At 59.2% G+C, this 14,667-nt stretch carries 15 protein-coding genes and 3 pseudogenes; 11 read left to right on the top strand and 7 right to left on the bottom strand.

Annotated elements, in window-relative coordinates; translation table 11 throughout:
• A partial coding sequence (locus ACPYOI_RS30530; RefSeq protein ID WP_481423801.1) for a cupin domain-containing protein occupies nt 1–260 on the top strand: 260 nt, incomplete at its 5' end.
• A gap of 106 nt (nt 261–366) precedes the next feature.
• Here the strand turns inward: ACPYOI_RS30530 and ACPYOI_RS30525 are convergent.
• Nucleotides 367–1,356 carry a zinc-dependent alcohol dehydrogenase family protein gene (locus ACPYOI_RS30525; RefSeq protein WP_481419763.1) on the bottom strand — a complete coding sequence of 330 codons (990 nt, stop codon included), beginning with the start codon at nt 1,354–1,356 and terminating at the stop codon, nt 367–369.
• Between the two features lie 229 nt (nt 1,357–1,585).
• Between ACPYOI_RS30525 and ACPYOI_RS30520 the strand changes: the two genes are divergently transcribed.
• Both ACPYOI_RS30520 and ACPYOI_RS30515 read left to right on the top strand, forming a co-directional pair.
• The gene (locus ACPYOI_RS30520) at nt 1,586–2,290 is read left to right on the top strand and encodes a hypothetical protein (RefSeq protein WP_481423800.1); all 705 of its coding nucleotides are present in this window, start codon (nt 1,586–1,588) and stop codon (nt 2,288–2,290) included.
• 81 nt (nt 2,291–2,371) lie between these two features.
• Complete coding sequence (locus tag ACPYOI_RS30515; protein ID WP_481423799.1) at nt 2,372–3,547, top strand: trans-sulfuration enzyme family protein; 1,176 nt, start codon at nt 2,372–2,374, stop codon at nt 3,545–3,547.
• Nucleotides 3,548–3,719: 172 nt separating this feature from the next.
• Here the strand turns inward: ACPYOI_RS30515 and ACPYOI_RS30510 are convergent, their stop codons facing one another.
• The 5 genes from ACPYOI_RS30510 to ACPYOI_RS30490 all read right to left on the bottom strand — a co-directional run bounded on the left by ACPYOI_RS30510 (nt 3,720) and on the right by ACPYOI_RS30490 (nt 6,412).
• Nucleotides 3,720–3,806: a hypothetical protein gene (locus tag ACPYOI_RS30510; protein WP_481419766.1), complete on the bottom strand. Its 87-nt coding sequence runs from the start codon at nt 3,804–3,806 to the stop codon at nt 3,720–3,722.
• A gap of 16 nt (nt 3,807–3,822) precedes the next feature.
• Nucleotides 3,823–4,134, bottom strand: coding sequence for a transposase domain-containing protein (locus ACPYOI_RS30505; RefSeq protein WP_481419760.1), 312 nt, complete (start codon nt 4,132–4,134; stop codon nt 3,823–3,825).
• Between the two features lie 30 nt (nt 4,135–4,164).
• The gene (locus tag ACPYOI_RS30500; RefSeq protein ID WP_481419759.1) at nt 4,165–4,524 is read right to left on the bottom strand and encodes a carboxymuconolactone decarboxylase family protein; all 360 of its coding nucleotides are present in this window, start codon (nt 4,522–4,524) and stop codon (nt 4,165–4,167) included.
• 22 nt (nt 4,525–4,546) lie between these two features.
• Nucleotides 4,547–5,464: an MBL fold metallo-hydrolase gene (locus tag ACPYOI_RS30495; protein WP_481419765.1), complete on the bottom strand. Its 918-nt coding sequence runs from the start codon at nt 5,462–5,464 to the stop codon at nt 4,547–4,549.
• A gap of 123 nt (nt 5,465–5,587) precedes the next feature.
• Nucleotides 5,588–6,412 carry an alpha/beta fold hydrolase gene (locus ACPYOI_RS30490; protein WP_481423798.1) on the bottom strand — a complete coding sequence of 275 codons (825 nt, stop codon included), beginning with the start codon at nt 6,410–6,412 and terminating at the stop codon, nt 5,588–5,590.
• A 497-nt stretch (nt 6,413–6,909) separates the two neighbouring features.
• On the opposite strand from ACPYOI_RS30490, the gene ACPYOI_RS30485 reads away from it, so the two are divergent.
• Genes ACPYOI_RS30485 through ACPYOI_RS30475 form a run of 3 tightly spaced genes read left to right on the top strand, consistent with a single transcriptional unit; the run spans nt 6,910 to nt 9,982 of the window.
• Nucleotides 6,910–8,973 (top strand): PAS domain-containing protein, encoded by a 2,064-nt coding sequence (locus tag ACPYOI_RS30485; RefSeq protein WP_481423803.1) that lies wholly within the window; start codon nt 6,910–6,912, stop codon nt 8,971–8,973.
• Nucleotides 8,963–9,598 (top strand): response regulator transcription factor, encoded by a 636-nt coding sequence (locus tag ACPYOI_RS30480; protein ID WP_481423797.1) that lies wholly within the window; start codon nt 8,963–8,965, stop codon nt 9,596–9,598. The genes ACPYOI_RS30485 and ACPYOI_RS30480 overlap by 11 nt, the downstream gene beginning before the upstream one ends.
• Before the next feature lie 3 nt (nt 9,599–9,601).
• Entirely contained in the window at nt 9,602–9,982 is a 381-nt protein-coding gene (locus ACPYOI_RS30475) for a response regulator transcription factor (protein WP_481423796.1), read from the top strand.
• Here ACPYOI_RS30475 and ACPYOI_RS30470 read toward each other — a convergent pair.
• Nucleotides 9,954–10,901 carry an AraC family transcriptional regulator gene (locus tag ACPYOI_RS30470; protein WP_481423795.1) on the bottom strand — a complete coding sequence of 316 codons (948 nt, stop codon included), beginning with the start codon at nt 10,899–10,901 and terminating at the stop codon, nt 9,954–9,956. The two genes, ACPYOI_RS30475 and ACPYOI_RS30470, sit on opposite strands and share 29 nt — an antisense overlap.
• A gap of 156 nt (nt 10,902–11,057) precedes the next feature.
• On the opposite strand from ACPYOI_RS30470, the gene ACPYOI_RS30465 reads away from it, so the two are divergent.
• From ACPYOI_RS30465 to ACPYOI_RS30445, 5 genes and pseudogenes are all read left to right on the top strand, one after another.
• Nucleotides 11,058–11,453, top strand: coding sequence for a nuclear transport factor 2 family protein (locus ACPYOI_RS30465; protein ID WP_481423802.1), 396 nt, complete (start codon nt 11,058–11,060; stop codon nt 11,451–11,453).
• Nucleotides 11,450–12,541 (top strand): Gfo/Idh/MocA family protein, encoded by a 1,092-nt coding sequence (locus ACPYOI_RS30460; protein WP_481423794.1) that lies wholly within the window; start codon nt 11,450–11,452, stop codon nt 12,539–12,541. The genes ACPYOI_RS30465 and ACPYOI_RS30460 overlap by 4 nt, the downstream gene beginning before the upstream one ends.
• Nucleotides 12,534–13,556: pseudogene (locus tag ACPYOI_RS30455) on the top strand (zinc-binding dehydrogenase). Before ACPYOI_RS30460 ends, ACPYOI_RS30455 begins: the two are co-directional and overlap by 8 nt.
• A gap of 153 nt (nt 13,557–13,709) precedes the next feature.
• Nucleotides 13,710–14,207, top strand: a pseudogene (locus tag ACPYOI_RS30450) (SDR family NAD(P)-dependent oxidoreductase); the annotation flags it as partial.
• A gap of 145 nt (nt 14,208–14,352) precedes the next feature.
• A pseudogene (locus ACPYOI_RS30445) lies at nt 14,353–14,667 on the top strand (serine/threonine-protein kinase PknK); the annotation flags it as partial.

The raw sequence follows: 14,667 nt of genomic DNA, 5'->3' as shown, positions 1-14,667 counted from the left end.
GCCTGGACTATCCCGCTTCTGACCGCCGCATGGAGGCGTTCTACGCCGAGTTCCCGGTCGATTCGCCGCCGTCAGAGTCGCATCAACATGGCAGCGCTGAGTTCATCTACGTGCTCAGCGGTCGCCTTATAGTCAATGTGGATGGTAAGGAGGCAGCGCTGGATACAGGAGACGCTATATATTTTGACTCTAGCGTTCCGCACAGTTACCGCCGCGAAGGCAAGGAAATTTCAACCGCGATTGTTGTGACCTCTTCATAAGCGGCCGTTGATTGAATCCATCTCCGCGCATTGCCAGCGTTGGTGGAGGAAGTCAGGTTCCAAATGGGGAGCTGAAGCCGTTGGCAAAAATCAGACCTTCGCCCCGTCAATGAACCTCGATGACGAGCTTACCGTTGGCTTTTCGGGTCTCCAGCAGTTCATGAGCGCTGGCGGCAGTGTCTAAGGTAAATCTTCTTGGATCGAGCCTCGGCGACACCTTTCCCGCTTCCACCAGCTTCGTCGCCTCGCGCATGATCTCGCCGTGATGCTCGCGTCCCTCGGCTGTTAGAAGGGGGATCAATGTGAATACGCCGGAGTAGGTTGCGGACTTGAATGACAGCGGAGCCAGGACGTGGGTTCCCCAGCCAAGACAGCTCACGACGTGACCGAACCGGCCAACGGCTTTGAAAGCGGTGTCCAGTCCCGGTCCGCCGACTGTGTCGTAGACCACATCGAAACCTTTTCCGCCGGAATGTTTCGCTACATAGCTTTCGACGTCATCTACCGCATAGTCGATCGGAGTCGCTCCGAGACCGCTGAGGTATTCAGCCTTGGGCGCTGAATCGACCGCGAACACCTTCGCCCCGAGAGCCACGCCGATCTGAACAGCGATGTGTCCAACGCCGCCACCAGCACCGAGCACGAGGAGGCTTTGACCTGCTCGTAGGTTGACACGGTCAACGAGACCTTCCCATGCGGTGATGAAGATAAGAGGGAGCGCGGCCGCTTCGCGCATTGACATGTTTGAGGGTTTTTTCGCCAGCAGGCGTTCGTCGACCGAAGCGTATTCGGCGAGAGACCCCTGGTTACCGCCGACGCCGCCGGTCATTCCGTAAACTTCGTCACCCGGCGAGAAGCGTGTGACGCCCTCTCCCACTTCAGCCACGACACCAGCCAAGTCGATCCCCAGTATGGCGGGAAAGCCCTGCTTCGCATGAGCCGCAGCTCCGGCCCGGATTTTCGTGTCGAGGGGATTGACGCCGCTTGCCTTCACACGGACAAGAACCTGGCCGCCTCCTGGTTTCGGGTGCGGGATGTCGGTTATCCTAAAGGGGGCGTTGGCGGCCTCTACGACCGCGGCTTTCATCGTCGGCATAATTCTGTCTCCTGAGAGGATTGTGTTCCGGGACAGTGCGCCAAGTTCAGAAGACTGGAAATCATATATATATTTAGAGGGAGGAGATCTTGCTTACGCGCAAGGTTGCAATCTGCGCCTGCGCCTCGCGCACTAATGGAACATATTATTTCCGCCGCGCTGGAAAAGAGTACCCTCTTCGGACGGCATCATCGCTCAAGCTGAGCGGCTGCGGTAATGGGGGCGAAAAGTGAACAGACTGCTCGACAAGGTCATCGCCGCGCATGGAGGCATGACGAACTGGAACAGTTGTCGAGTTGCGAATGCCACGGCGAGTATAAGAGGTCCGTTCTGCCAGGACGGTCCGCTCGGGACATCCCCACGAGTAACGGTCATCATTCACCGGAACAGGGTCATCGTTGAACCGCTTGGGTGCATTGACTGCCTAAGCGACCTCGACCGCAACCGACTGTCCGTTGTTCGAAAGGACGGCACGGCGGTTACAAGCCTCGAAGATGTCCGCCTCGTGCACCTGCAGTTCAAGCCACCCCTTGCCCCCCTGACGGGCGTCCTGATGACGTGCTCCACCGTGCGATCGCTGCTGACCTCGCCCTTCATGCTGGCGACTGGAGGGGTGGAAATAAGCGAACTCGTCCCATGGAACGAAGCAGGTCGTCAATGGCGGGTCCTGAGGGCGGAATTCCCTCCCGAACTTTCCACGCCTGCTCGTGTGCAGGATTACTTCTTCGACTCCGATTTCCTCCTGCGGCGGCACGACTATCACGTCGATGGAGGCTCGGGCATTACGGTATCCGAGCTTGTCACGGAATACGTCGATGTGCACGGCTTGAGGATGCCGACGACACTTACCGGATATCCGCGACGTCCCGACCTAACGCCCGACACGGCGCGCGAACTGATATCGATCGAGATCAGCAATCTCGTTTTTTCGTAGCTTGGCGTTTCCCGACCGGACGCTCTTGTGTATGAGGCCGATGACCGCAGCTGAGCCTGCCTGGCGAAGAAGGAAGTACCGATGAAAGACCTCACCCGCTGTGTCATGACACCCGAAGTCAACACGGAAGGCTTCAAGGCGCTGGCCGTCGGCGTCCATCGGGCGTCGACAATCGTTTTCGACAACGCCGAGCACTATGCGAACCGCGGAAATCGCGGTCCGGACGGATACAGTTACGGGCTCTACGGCACACCGACCACGCGAACCCTCGAGGCTAAGCTGACGGCGCTGGAGCAAGGGGTGAGAACGTTTCTTGTGCCCTCGGGGCAAGCCGCCAATACAATCGCGGTCCTGCCGTTCCTCAAGGCTGGGGATGGCATCTTGATAACCGACTCCGCCTATCCGCCGATGCGCGACTTCGCCAATACGGACCTCGCACGTTTCGGCGTGGAAGTGAGCTACTACAATCCTGTCGATCTCACCGACCTTGAAACCAGGATCAATGATCGAACGAAAATCGTCTGGTGCGAATCTCCAGGTTCCACGACAATGGAAGTACAGGACCTGCCGGAGATTGCCGCGATGGCACATCGTCACGGCGCACTGGTCGGCTGCGACAATACCTGGGCGACGCCGCTCAACTACAAGCCCCTCTCCCTCGGTGCCGACATCGTCACAGAAGGGCTGACCAAATATATCTCAGGCCACTCGGACCTGTTATTGGGATCGCTGACCGTTCGCGACGAGCAGCTTGTCGCTCCGATCCGGTCCACGCTCGGACGATTGGGTATCTCTGTTTCGCCGGACGACGCCTCGATGGTGTTGAGAGGTATGGAGACCCTCGGCGTCCGTATGCGGCACGCTTGCGAAGTGGCGCTGTCTCTAATCGGAAGACTTCAAAAGTCAGAAATCGTCCAACGCGTGATACATCCCGCTTTACCATCCGATCCTGGAAATCCGATCTGGCGGCGCGACTTCCTTGGTTCGTCTGCGGTTTTCGGTGTGGTCTTCGCACCTGGAGTAGCGGGACATGTTCCGCCATCGCTGGATGTCCTGAAGACTTTTGCAATCGGAGCGTCATGGGGCGGCACCAGGAGCCTCGTCGCGCCGATGCCGGTCAAAGCGCACAGATCTGCGACCAGCTGGCCCGGAGACGATCTGATCTTGCGGATAAGTGTCGGCCTGGAAGACCAGGGCGACCTTCTCGACGACATCGACGCGCTCCTAGCGGAAATTACGGCCCGCGCACGTGGTTAGCGTCGATGACGAAAACTGCCCGACCGACCCAATCGGCAAGCGGTAGAGATCGATGCCCTGGCGGCCCATGATTTGGGCCCGCCGGTCAACAAATGGTCGGCCTATTTGGATACCAGCGCATATGCGATGGTCGCCTCCGTCGGCAACCCAGCTTGGATTAGTCGTACCGGGGCTAGAGCCTGCACGACACCGTCGTACAGGCACGGCCAGCATATTTGGGGCGACGGGTGACGATGACGCGGAACTGCGCTGGAACCACATCCAATCGCTCGAACTCATCTTCGCCGATGCAAGCAGCCGCAGATAAGGCTTTCCGGCTCGATGATCTCCTCAATGCGCGGAAGGTGAGCAGGAAGAGAGCCACGATTAGCTGTCCGCGGCTTCGCATGTGGTTTACCCGAAGGGCTATCCGCCTCGTCTTCGGCATGGATCGCCTTTCCAGGTCCTCCAGTGCGATATCGAACTGCTCGGATCACCTTCTCGGATTTGCGACCGAAGGAGGCTTGCTTGAAAGCGGCGACAAGCTTCTCCAGCCGCTCGATCCGTTCATCCTTGCGGACTTCACGCGCTTGGGCCGCGATCAGCATCGCCTTCAGGGCAGCATTGTCGTCGGAGAGTCAGGCTTCGTGTTTGTCCTGTGTCTTAGCCTTAAAGGCATCCATCACGCGTGTGGAGTAGACAAGACCTGCCCCGGCGTTGACACCGATCGCAGTTCCGAGCGCTTCGGCGATTTCCTCTCGTGTCGCACCCGCTTTGAGCGCGGCCTCCGTATGGACGACGATGCAGCCGTCGCAGCGCAGGGAAACCGCGACAGCCAAGGCGATCAGCTCGTTGACCTTCGACCCGAGGAGGTCGGTTTTTCTGGCTGCTCCGCCGATCGCTTGATAACCGCGGATTACGTCCGGGCTCAGGGCCGCCAGCTCGCCGACGCCGGCAAGCACCTGACTGTGATAGGCATTCCAGTCGATCATCGGCATAGGATGGCTCCGTGTTGCGGCGTCAAACGCCGTGGTAGACAAGACGTGCGAAAAAGTCGGGTGAGATAACGAATTGCCCCCACTTCGCGTCGAACGCCGCGGTCGGCTTGGCGGCGATCACCGCATCGACCGGCTTGCCCTCCGACTTGAGCTTGGCGACGTTCCCGCGGATATCGACGAGCATCGTTCGATAGTCGCTAAGCTCCGACTTCTTGCTGAGCGGCTGGCCGTGACCGGGGATGACAATTGTCTTCTCGCCGACGCGCGAGAGGATTTCCTCCACGGCCTTGATTTTGCCGTCGATGCCGCCGCCTGTGGAGTAATCGATGAACGGATAGATGCCGTTCCAGTAAAGGTCACCGGTATGAACGATGTCGGCTTCGCCGAACGCGACCGAGATGTCGCCGTCCGTATGGGCGTTCGGATGGTGTTTGAGCATCAGCGTCGACTTGTTCAATACCAGAGACATCTCGTCACCGACGGTCTCCGAGGGCACAGCCGCGAGAGGCGGCCGTGGAAATTCGAAGTCCCAGTCCTCGACCTTCTGCACCGTCATTAGGTGTGCTTTTGTGTTTTCATGGGCGAGGATCGCCGCTCCTTCGCCGTTCAGCCATTCGTTTCCGTCGGTGTGATCGAAGTGCCAGTGGGTGTTTATGAGATGACGGACGGGCTGTTTGCCCAAGCCGGCCAAAGCATCGCGTATTCTGGGACGCGATGCGGTTATGCCCCCGTCGATCAGCACCTTGCCATCACCACCGGTCAGGACGGCTATGTTGCCGCCCGATCCCTCGAGGATCGACACGCCGGCTCTTGCCTTGTGGATTTTGATCGGTGCCTTCGCAGCTTCATCGCGGATCATGTCGACGATGCCCTGTGCCTTAGCAAAGACCTCAGGAGGGCTAAGCCAGCCTCCCGTGGCGGCAAAGGTCATGGCGGCCATGCAGCATAGGCAAAATCCGCGGCGTGAAATCTTGAAATCCTGGGTCATCGCATGTCCTTTGGGAAAGGCGGAGCGGCTCCAGGGAGCTTGGGATTCACCTGGAGCCGCTTGTCCGCCGAACGATCATGCCTGGAAAAATGCCAGCAGATCGGGGTTGATAATATCCGGATGGGTGCTGCACATTCCGTGCGGCAGGCCTTTGTAGACTTTCAGCGTGCCGTTCTTGAGCAGCTTGATCGACAGGAGTGCGGCGTCCGCGATCGGAACGATCTGGTCGTCGTCGCCGTGCATCACGAGTACGGGGACATCGATTTTCTTGAGGTCCTCTGTGAAGTCCGTTTCAGAAAAGACCTTGATACATTCGTAATGTGCGACAGCGCCGCCGATCATTCCCTGCCGCCACCAGTTCTGGATCAAACCCGGATAGACCTTTGCATCCTTCCTGTTAAAGCCGTAGAAGGGGCCGCTTGGCACGTCGAGATAGAATTGCGCGCGGTTGGCAGCGAGCTGGGCGCGCAGATCGTCGAACACTGAGATCGGCAGGCCGCCCGGATTACTGTCGGATTTCAACATGACTGGTGGGATCGCCGATATAATCACGGCCTTGGCGACTCTGCCTTTCCCATGCTGGGCGACATAGCGGGTAACTTCACCGCCTCCCGTCGAGTGACCGACGTGGATCGCATTCCTCAGGTCGAGTGCCTCCGCCAGCTCCGCGACGTCGGCCGCGTAGGTGTCCATATCGTTGCCGATGGCGGTCTGCGTCGACCGACCATGTCCGCGCCTGTCGTGCGCGATCACTCTGTATCCCTTGCTTAGGAAGAAGAGCATCTGGTTGTCCCAGTCATCGCCGCTGAGCGGCCATCCGTGGTGGAAAACCACAGGCTGGCCCTTGCCCCAGTCCTTGTAGAAAATCTGCGTCCCGTCTTTCGTGGTAATCATGCCCATTTTCTTTTCCTCGGCTGATGGTTGGCTCGACTGTGCGCTTGCGGTCTGGACCGGAGCCAGTTCGGGAAACCCCAATAACGATGCTCCAAAGGCCCCAGCGGCAGTTCCGAGCACGGTGCGGCGGGAAATCGGGAGGTGTATCGGGTTACCGGATGTCATGTGCCTCGATCCTTCTGCCAACCATCGGGCGGCGTATCGGACGGCGAGGACGGTGACTCTTGGCCGTCCGTCCATCACGCTTCGATTTCGGAGAGGATATGCAGCAGAGTCCGGTCGGCCAATCATATGTTTCCGTTAGTCTCGCGGTCCGTCTGGCTTGATCTTCGGGATCGAAGTATGGTTCCGGCAACTTCAGTGGCGTGGACCGGGAGAATGTCGTGAGGGGGATTGAAATACGGCAATACGCGCCTGCACTTGCTACGGGCTTCGCGGGAACTGCTTTGGGAGCATTCGAACAGGAACCCTATGGTGCACTGTTCATCGTCGTGGCCGCGCTTATGTTCATCGAACGCAGGCAGACTGCGGCAGCGGTTGCACTTTTGTTGATCGTCGGATGCGCCCTGATCCTGTTGGTTTACGAGGCGCGGACAGGCTCGATCACGCGACCCTTGGCGTTCCTTTTGTCGGGGATCGGCGCTTTCTGGCTGGTAAGCATCTGGCGGAAACGGGCAACTATCGACCAGAATCTCGTCGACGCGAGACTGATCGTGGAAAGCATGCCGGGGCTTGGCTGGGCGACCGACGCCAAGGGAAATTTTGTCTACGTCAACCCGAGCGTCGTCGATTATGTCGGCAAGAGCACGGACGAGTTCAACGCCACCGGACGCACGGGCCTGGAGGCCGTGCATCCTGAAGATTCAGAGCGTGTGACTCAGGCTTGGCTCACCAGTATGAGGACGGGTACGCCCTTCGAGTCCGTCCATCGCATCAGGCGGGCCGATGGCGACTACAACTGGTTCCACGCATATGGACGCCCCCATCTGAATGAACGAGGTGATATTCAGGGATGGTATGGCACCACCATCGATGTCGACGAGAAACGGAGAGCCGAGCAACGGCTGGCCGACAGTGAGCGCCAGCTACGCACTCTCATTGATACCATGCCCGTGATGATATGGTGCGGAGCTCCCAACGGTGAGCCAATCTATCAGAATCCCAAACTACTGGAATATCTCGGCGCGACGACGGAGCAAATCAGGGACAACAATTTCGGGGTCGTTCATGCCGACGACATGGCTGGTTTCCAATCGACATGGGCCGATTGCGTCAAACAGAAGACGCCTCTCTCGCTGATCTGCCGCCTTCGGTTCAATGACGGGACATACCGTTGGAACAGGGTAACCGCGGCCCCGCTGCTCGGCGAGAACGGCGAGATAATCCAGTGGTACGGGACCAACGTCGACATCGAGGAACTTCACCAGACGCAAGAGGAACTGCGTTCTAACGCTGATCGGCTGAGATTGATGCTGGACACCCTACCCGCATTCGTCTGGTGCGCCAGCCCCGACGGCCAGCCAACCTACTTCAACGAGCCCTTGATGAAATATTCCGGGGTGACGCTGGAGGCCCTGCGAGGAGCCAACGGGTCGGGATTCGCTCCGATGATCAGCAACCTCGTCCATCCGGCCGACGCTCCGGCCCTCAAGAACCGTTTCGAGCAGTCATTCAAAACAGGCGAACCGATCGCGCTGAAATACCGTCACCGTCTGGCCGACGGCGGATATCACCTTGTCGACTGCAGAGCGCGTGTCCTCCGTGACTGCCAAAGCCGGCTAGTTCAGTGGTACGGCGTCATCGTCGATGTCGAGGACGAAACGCAAGCGCAGGCGCAGTTGCAAAAAGCGCAGCACCAGCTTGAGCTGGCCACACGCGCCGCAAGTCTGGCGGAGCTTTCTGCGTCCATCGCGCATGAGATCAACCAGCCGCTGGTAGCCGTGGTCACCAACAGCGGCGCGACCGAAAAGTGGCTCGAGGCCACGCCTCCAAATTTCGAGCGCGCGAAGAAGAGCGCCAGGAAGGCCGCCGATGCGGCCAACGACGCCGCCGAAGTTATCACCAGGGTCAAGGCGCTGTTTCGCCAGTCCGGGGGAGCGATATCGCCGGGCAATCTCAATGCCGTCATCGAGGAGGCTTGCGTTCTACTTCGGGAGCGTATTGCAGCGTCGAGGTGCGATCTGCGGATAGAACTTCAAGACGACTTGCCCGAGGTGCTTTTCGACAGGGGCCTCATTCTGCAGCTGCTCGTAAACCTCATTCAGAACGCCCTCGATGCGATGGCGACCCTAAATGGGGCGGCCAGACTGCTGGAAATCCGAACGAAATTCGACGGCGGGAACGCGGTCGTAGACATTCGGGATAGCGGCATCGGATTGCACGATACCGAGAAGATATTCGAACCTTTCTACACCACGAAGCACAACGGCATGGGGATCGGCCTGTCGATTTGCCGGAGCATTGTCAGGGCACACGCCGGAGCCCTGTGGGCGGCTCCATCTGAGCCCTCGGGAACCGTGTTCCGTTTTTCCCTTCCTACAGCCGAAGGAGAACCCAATGTACAATGAAGATCACGCCGTTTTTGTCGTCGATGATGACAAGCGGGTCCGGGACGGCCTTTCCGACTTCCTGGAAGCCTGGCGAATGAACGTGTTGACGTTCGCGAGCGGACGCGAATATCTCGATGCACCCAAACCCGACACACCTTCCTGTCTTGTCCTCGACATTCGGCTTCCCGACGTCGACGGGTTCGAGCTTCAGGCGCAGCTGTCGGACAACCCTCATCCGCCGATCATCTTCATAACGGGGCATGGGGATATTCCGATGACCGTGCGCGCCATGAAACTCGGCGCTGTCGATTTCCTTCCGAAACCGTTTAGGGAGCGAGACCTGCTCGCCTCGATCAAAACAGCTCTCGATCGCGACCGGGTGGCTCGGCAGGAACGCGCTGCGCTCCAGGACCTCCAGGCGAAGCTCGAATGTCTGTCCGCGAGGGAACGAGACGTTCTTCCGCTCGTTGTAAGTGGACTGATGAACAAGCAAGGCGCGGCCAAACTCGGCATCAGCGAGATCACGTTCCAGATTCACAGAGGAAACATGATGCGCAAGATGCACGCGGATTCTCTCGCCGACCTGGTGCGGATCGCCGGCAAACTCAGCATACCGATTACACATTCCCGACATGGAAATTAGTAAATGACAGCGCAGGCGAGCCATACCTTTGCAATCGTGGACGATGACAAGCGGGTCTTAGAGGGATTGCGGGAGCTTCTGGAGTCCGTGGGCTACGCGGCCAAAACCTATCGCTCTCCGTACTCCTTCCTGACCAGCGGCGACCTTACGGCGTTTGACTGCGTTATCACCGATATCAAAATGGACACCATGGACGGGTTCGAGCTGGAACAGGCGGTACGCGGCCACGAACCCGGCATGGCCATGGTATTAATGACCGGACGCACCGACATCGAAGACAGGGGCTACGCTGGCGCTGACGACCGCCGGGTATTTATGCGCAAGCCGCTCAACAGCCAAGCCTTGTTGCAGGCAATTACGCGGCTTCTCGCATTCCGTCGCTAACTACAGAAATCTGGGCGGAGGTAGCGCCTAGACTTTTTCTGTATTCGCTGGGATTGCGCCCCATCACCTTTCTGAACGCCTTGGTGAAGGCAGCCTCGGACCGGTATCCGATCCGGCGCGCGATAACAGCAATCTTGTCGTCGTTGGCTTCTATCAGCCGGGCGGCTTGATAAATCCTCCATTCGGTCAGGTAGGCAAGCGGAGCTTGACCGACGACCTCCTTGAAACGGGCGGCGAAAGCGGATCGCGACATGCCCGCCTTCTGCGCCAGCCGATCGACGGTCCATGGCGTCTGGGGGGTGGCGTGCATCGCCTCGATCGCAAGCGCGAGGTTTCTGTCCGCGACCGCGGCCAGCCAACCTGTCTTTGAGGTCCCCCATTGCTCCGAATAGGCGCGGACTGCGTGAACGAAGAGCAGTTCGAACAGCCGTTTCACGACGGCGTCCGATCCGAGCCCCGGCGCATCCGCTTCCGCTGCCAGTAGCTCGAGTACCGCCTGGAACGCACGGCTTCGGTTCTGCTCGGACTTCAGATGGAGGAGCCCCGGCAACACATTGAGCAGCGGCCGGGCGTCCAGCCTGTCGATTTCGAAGAAGCCGCTGATGAATGTCGTCGTCGTGCCGCCACGGTTGCCTTCCCTGAGCGCCTCGACATCAAGACAGTCATCGACACGCGAACGCTCGTGGTCGTAGACGCGGTATGGCTCGTCTCCGAACATAATGAAGACGTCGCCTGCTCGCAGTGCCACAGGGTCTGAGTTGTCCCGTGTCGTCAGTACCCCTGCTCCCCGCACTACGAGCACGAATTTTATCGAAGGGTCGCCGTTCGAGATGACGCCCCAAGGTGCTGTGGCATCAAGCGTCGTAAACTTCGCCTTCCTGATACGCATGGAAGAAAAGATGTCGCTCAAGGGGTCCAACTAAATGTTCCTATGATGGACGATCGAGCCAAAACTTGGGACGATCGAGGCTGAAGGCTCTTGGTGTGCGTCGCTATATGGTGGCGCGAAAAGGAGATTCCAATTGCAGAAACGTCTCGCTCCAGCTGAAACCATTCGGACACTCAAAGCTCGGTACTGCCGTTACGTGGACACCATCAGTGGGTCGAGTTCGCCGCGCTTTTCGCACGCAAACCAACCATCCGTTTCGTAGAGGATGGCGTCCTACTGGCGCAATTCGACGCCGCCGACGAGTTCGTTACCGTCACGAAGGCGTATCTCTCAGGAGTGAAGTCGATCCATCAGGTCCATAACGACGAGATCGACATCGTGTCGGAAAGTGAGATCAGCGCCGTCTGGTCGATGGAAGACTACCTGATCTTCCCGGATGGAAAAGACGGCCGACCCGCATCCATGCACGGCTACGGGCACTATCACGAAACATGGCGGCTGGAAGACAGACAGTGGCGGTTGGCGCACCTGGAGCTTCGCCGCACTATCCTTGAAATCGAGCCGAAGGAGAACGCGGCATGACAGGCAATGCCATCAAAGTCGGCATCATCGGCGTACACCCGGACAAGGGTTGGGCAACGACTGCCCACATCCCGGCCCTGAAGGCGCTGCCGCAATTCCGCATCACGGCCGTCAGCCACAACAAGAAAGACATCGCGCAGGCGTCGGCGCTGAGGTTCGGGGTAGACAGAGGCCACGCATCGACCGACGAACTCGTGAATGATCCGAACGTCGACCTCGTGGTGGTGACGGTGAAGGTGCCGCATCATCTTGAGCTGGTGACAAAAGCCCTCGAGGCTGGCAAGGCGGTTTTCTCTGAGTGGCCACTGGGGATGAACCTCGCCGATGCCGAGAAAATGCACGCCTTCTCAAAGACGAAGAACGCGTTCACGGCCATCGGGCTGCAGACGCGTTCCGTTCCTGCAATCGCTTTAATCAGGGATTTGATCAAGGGCGGCTACGTCGGAGAGGTGTTGTCTGTGTCCGTCCTCGGCTCCGGTATTATATGGGGCGAGGAGATCAACGAGACCTATCTCTACACGCTTGATATGGCGAACGGAGCCTCGATGTTGCACGTGCCGTTTGCGCATACTCTTGACGCTACGCTCTTCATGCTGGGGTCCGGACTTAAATCCGTTGGCGGAGCGCTTTCAAACAGCCGGTCGATGGTTCGCGTGGTGGAGACCGGGGAGCAGGTCCCGTTCACGGCACCCGACCAGATCGTGGTCAGCGGCCTGCTGGAGAACGGCGCTGCCCTGAGTGCTCACTTCCGCGGTGGGCTCTCGCGGGGAACCAACCTTCATATAGAGATCAACGGCACCAAGGGAGACCTGATCCTGACGAGTCCTGTCGGTTACGTCGGATTGGGCGGGTTTACCGTGCGGGGTGCCCAGGGAGACGAGCAGATGCACGAGCTGGAGGTGCCGAAGACCTACGATAGCCTCGGAATCGAGGATGGTTTCAGCCAGAGCGTCGGCATCGCGTATTCACGCATCGCATCGGACATGCTGGATGGCACCCACCTCTCCCCCACGTTTGAAGACGCCGTGAATCTGCACCGAGTGCTGGACATCATCGGATCGGGCCACGGAGAGCGTCGCGATGTCTGACAAAATGCGGGCTCTCGTGGTGACGCGCCCGGGCGGACCGGAGGTCCTTCAGGTTCGAGACGTAGCCCGCCCCGGGCTTCGCGACGAGCAAGACGTCATCGTTGAGGTAAAGGCGGCGGGCATCAACCCCGCCGACTGGCAAAACCGGAAAAATGGCGCGGTGTACGACATTGAGGGTGATGACACTGTTTTGCCGACAATCCTCGGAATCGACGGTGTCGGCATCGTCGTGGAAGCCGGCACGGCAGTGACCAATGTCCGGACCGGCGATGAAGTCTGGTATGTGGACGGGGGTTATGCCGGCAACCCCGGTAGCTACGCCGAATATAAGGTAGTCCGTGGCGATTACGTGACGTTCAAGCCCGCCAGCATGGGCTTCGCAGAGGCGGCGGCGTTGCCTGTTGTCGGGCTGACAGCCTGGGAGGCTGTGTTCGATAAGGGGCAGGTCAGCAGTGGCGACCATGTCCTCGTCCACGGCGGCGCAGGCGGTCTCGGCCATATCGCGATACAATATCTCGCTTCGATCGGAGCGAAGATCGCGACAACCGTATCCAGCGAGGCCAAGGCTGGACTCGTTCGAAAGCTCGGCGCTGACCTCATCATCAACTATCGAACGCAGAACATTGAGGAAGCGCTGGAGCAATGAGAGGCTCGCCAGGCGCTGATGTAGTCTTCGACTTTGTCGGGCAGGAGAACTTCGCCAGAAGCTTCGCCCATACAGCCGCCTACGGCACGCTCGTGAACACCGTCGTGTCCGCGTGGCCTGCCGAAGGTAACGGCCCTGCCGAATGGAAAAACCTCGATATCAGCTTCGTCAATATTGGACTGCCGCAGATCAGCCGCAACCATGGCCATCGTCTTCGGCAGACGGCTACCTTGAAGGAAATCGCTGAACTCGCAGATCGTGGTCGCCTGAAACCGCACATCGACCGAGGTGTCCTTTGACGGGATCGCCGAAGCGCAACGCGCGCTGGAAGCGGGCGAAACCGTTGGCCGCCCCGTATTGGTCCTGTGATGGCAGACGGGTCTGCCTCTGCCGTCCCGCCCCTCTCGCACAGTTATCCATGAATAACGACAAGAAAGAATAACCATGACCACCACGCTACCATTCGGCTTCTCATCGACCGCAGCGGAAGTCCTATCCGGTGTCGATTTGGCGGGAAAGACCATGATCGTGACTGGCGGAGCCAGCGGCCTTGGGATCGAAACCGTGAGGAGCCTTGCATCCGCGGGCGCGGCGGTGACCGTTGCGGCGCGCAGACCAGAGGCGGCCGAAGACGTCGCCCGGTCGATTCGCGAGCAAACCGGGAACCCGCAAATTGACGTGCGACCGCTTGACCTGGCGGATTTGCGATCCGTCCGGAACTTCGTCGCCGATTGGGAAAAGCCGCTTCATGCCCTTGTCAACAACGCGGGCATCATGGCGCTCCCCGAACTCGAGCGGTCCGCCGAGGGCTGCGAAATGCAGTTCGCGACCAATTTCCTCGGACACTTCGCCCTTACAACCGGCCTGCGCCCTCATCTCGCCAAAGCCCGAGGTTCCCGCGTGATATCCGTGAGTTCGACGGGGAGTCTTTTCGGGCCGGTCTTCTGGGGCGACCCGCATTTCCGTTTCATCCCTTACACGCCGCTCCTCGGGTACGCCCAATCAAAGACGGCCTGCATCTGTTGGCGCTGAATTTGGGCACAAGTGCTGGATGAACCCATGCGATGTGATAATATGCTGATACGGGCAACTTGGGTGGACGATCTAAAGACGAAATTGCGCGGTCAGCCAGGAAGGACAGGGCCTGGGTGGTGGAGTCCCGCAAATGACCCCAACTTTTCGGTTTGGCACTGAAGATGACGGCAGTTGCCAGCTTCTATGGGAAGACGGCGAACGGGTCTTCTGCCGGGGGTGGCATCTCGATCCTGACGGGACACGTAAGGCCGTGCTTGCCGCTCTGCCCGCCGCAGAGCATCCGCGACATTCAATCCTTGATAGCTTCGCCCACGAATATGGCTTGACCGACGAGCTGGAAGGCACCTGGGCGCTTCGGCCGCTGGAACTGGTGCGCGAAGGTGGCCAGACCATGCTTGTACTCGAGGACCCGGGCGGTGAACTGCTTGCCCGGCGGCTCGGCGGA

Source organism: Rhizobium sp. SVR5-2C, assembly GCF_056755115.1.
Note: the sequence above shows the minus strand (reverse complement) of the source record. Positions and strands in the feature narration are given on the sequence as shown.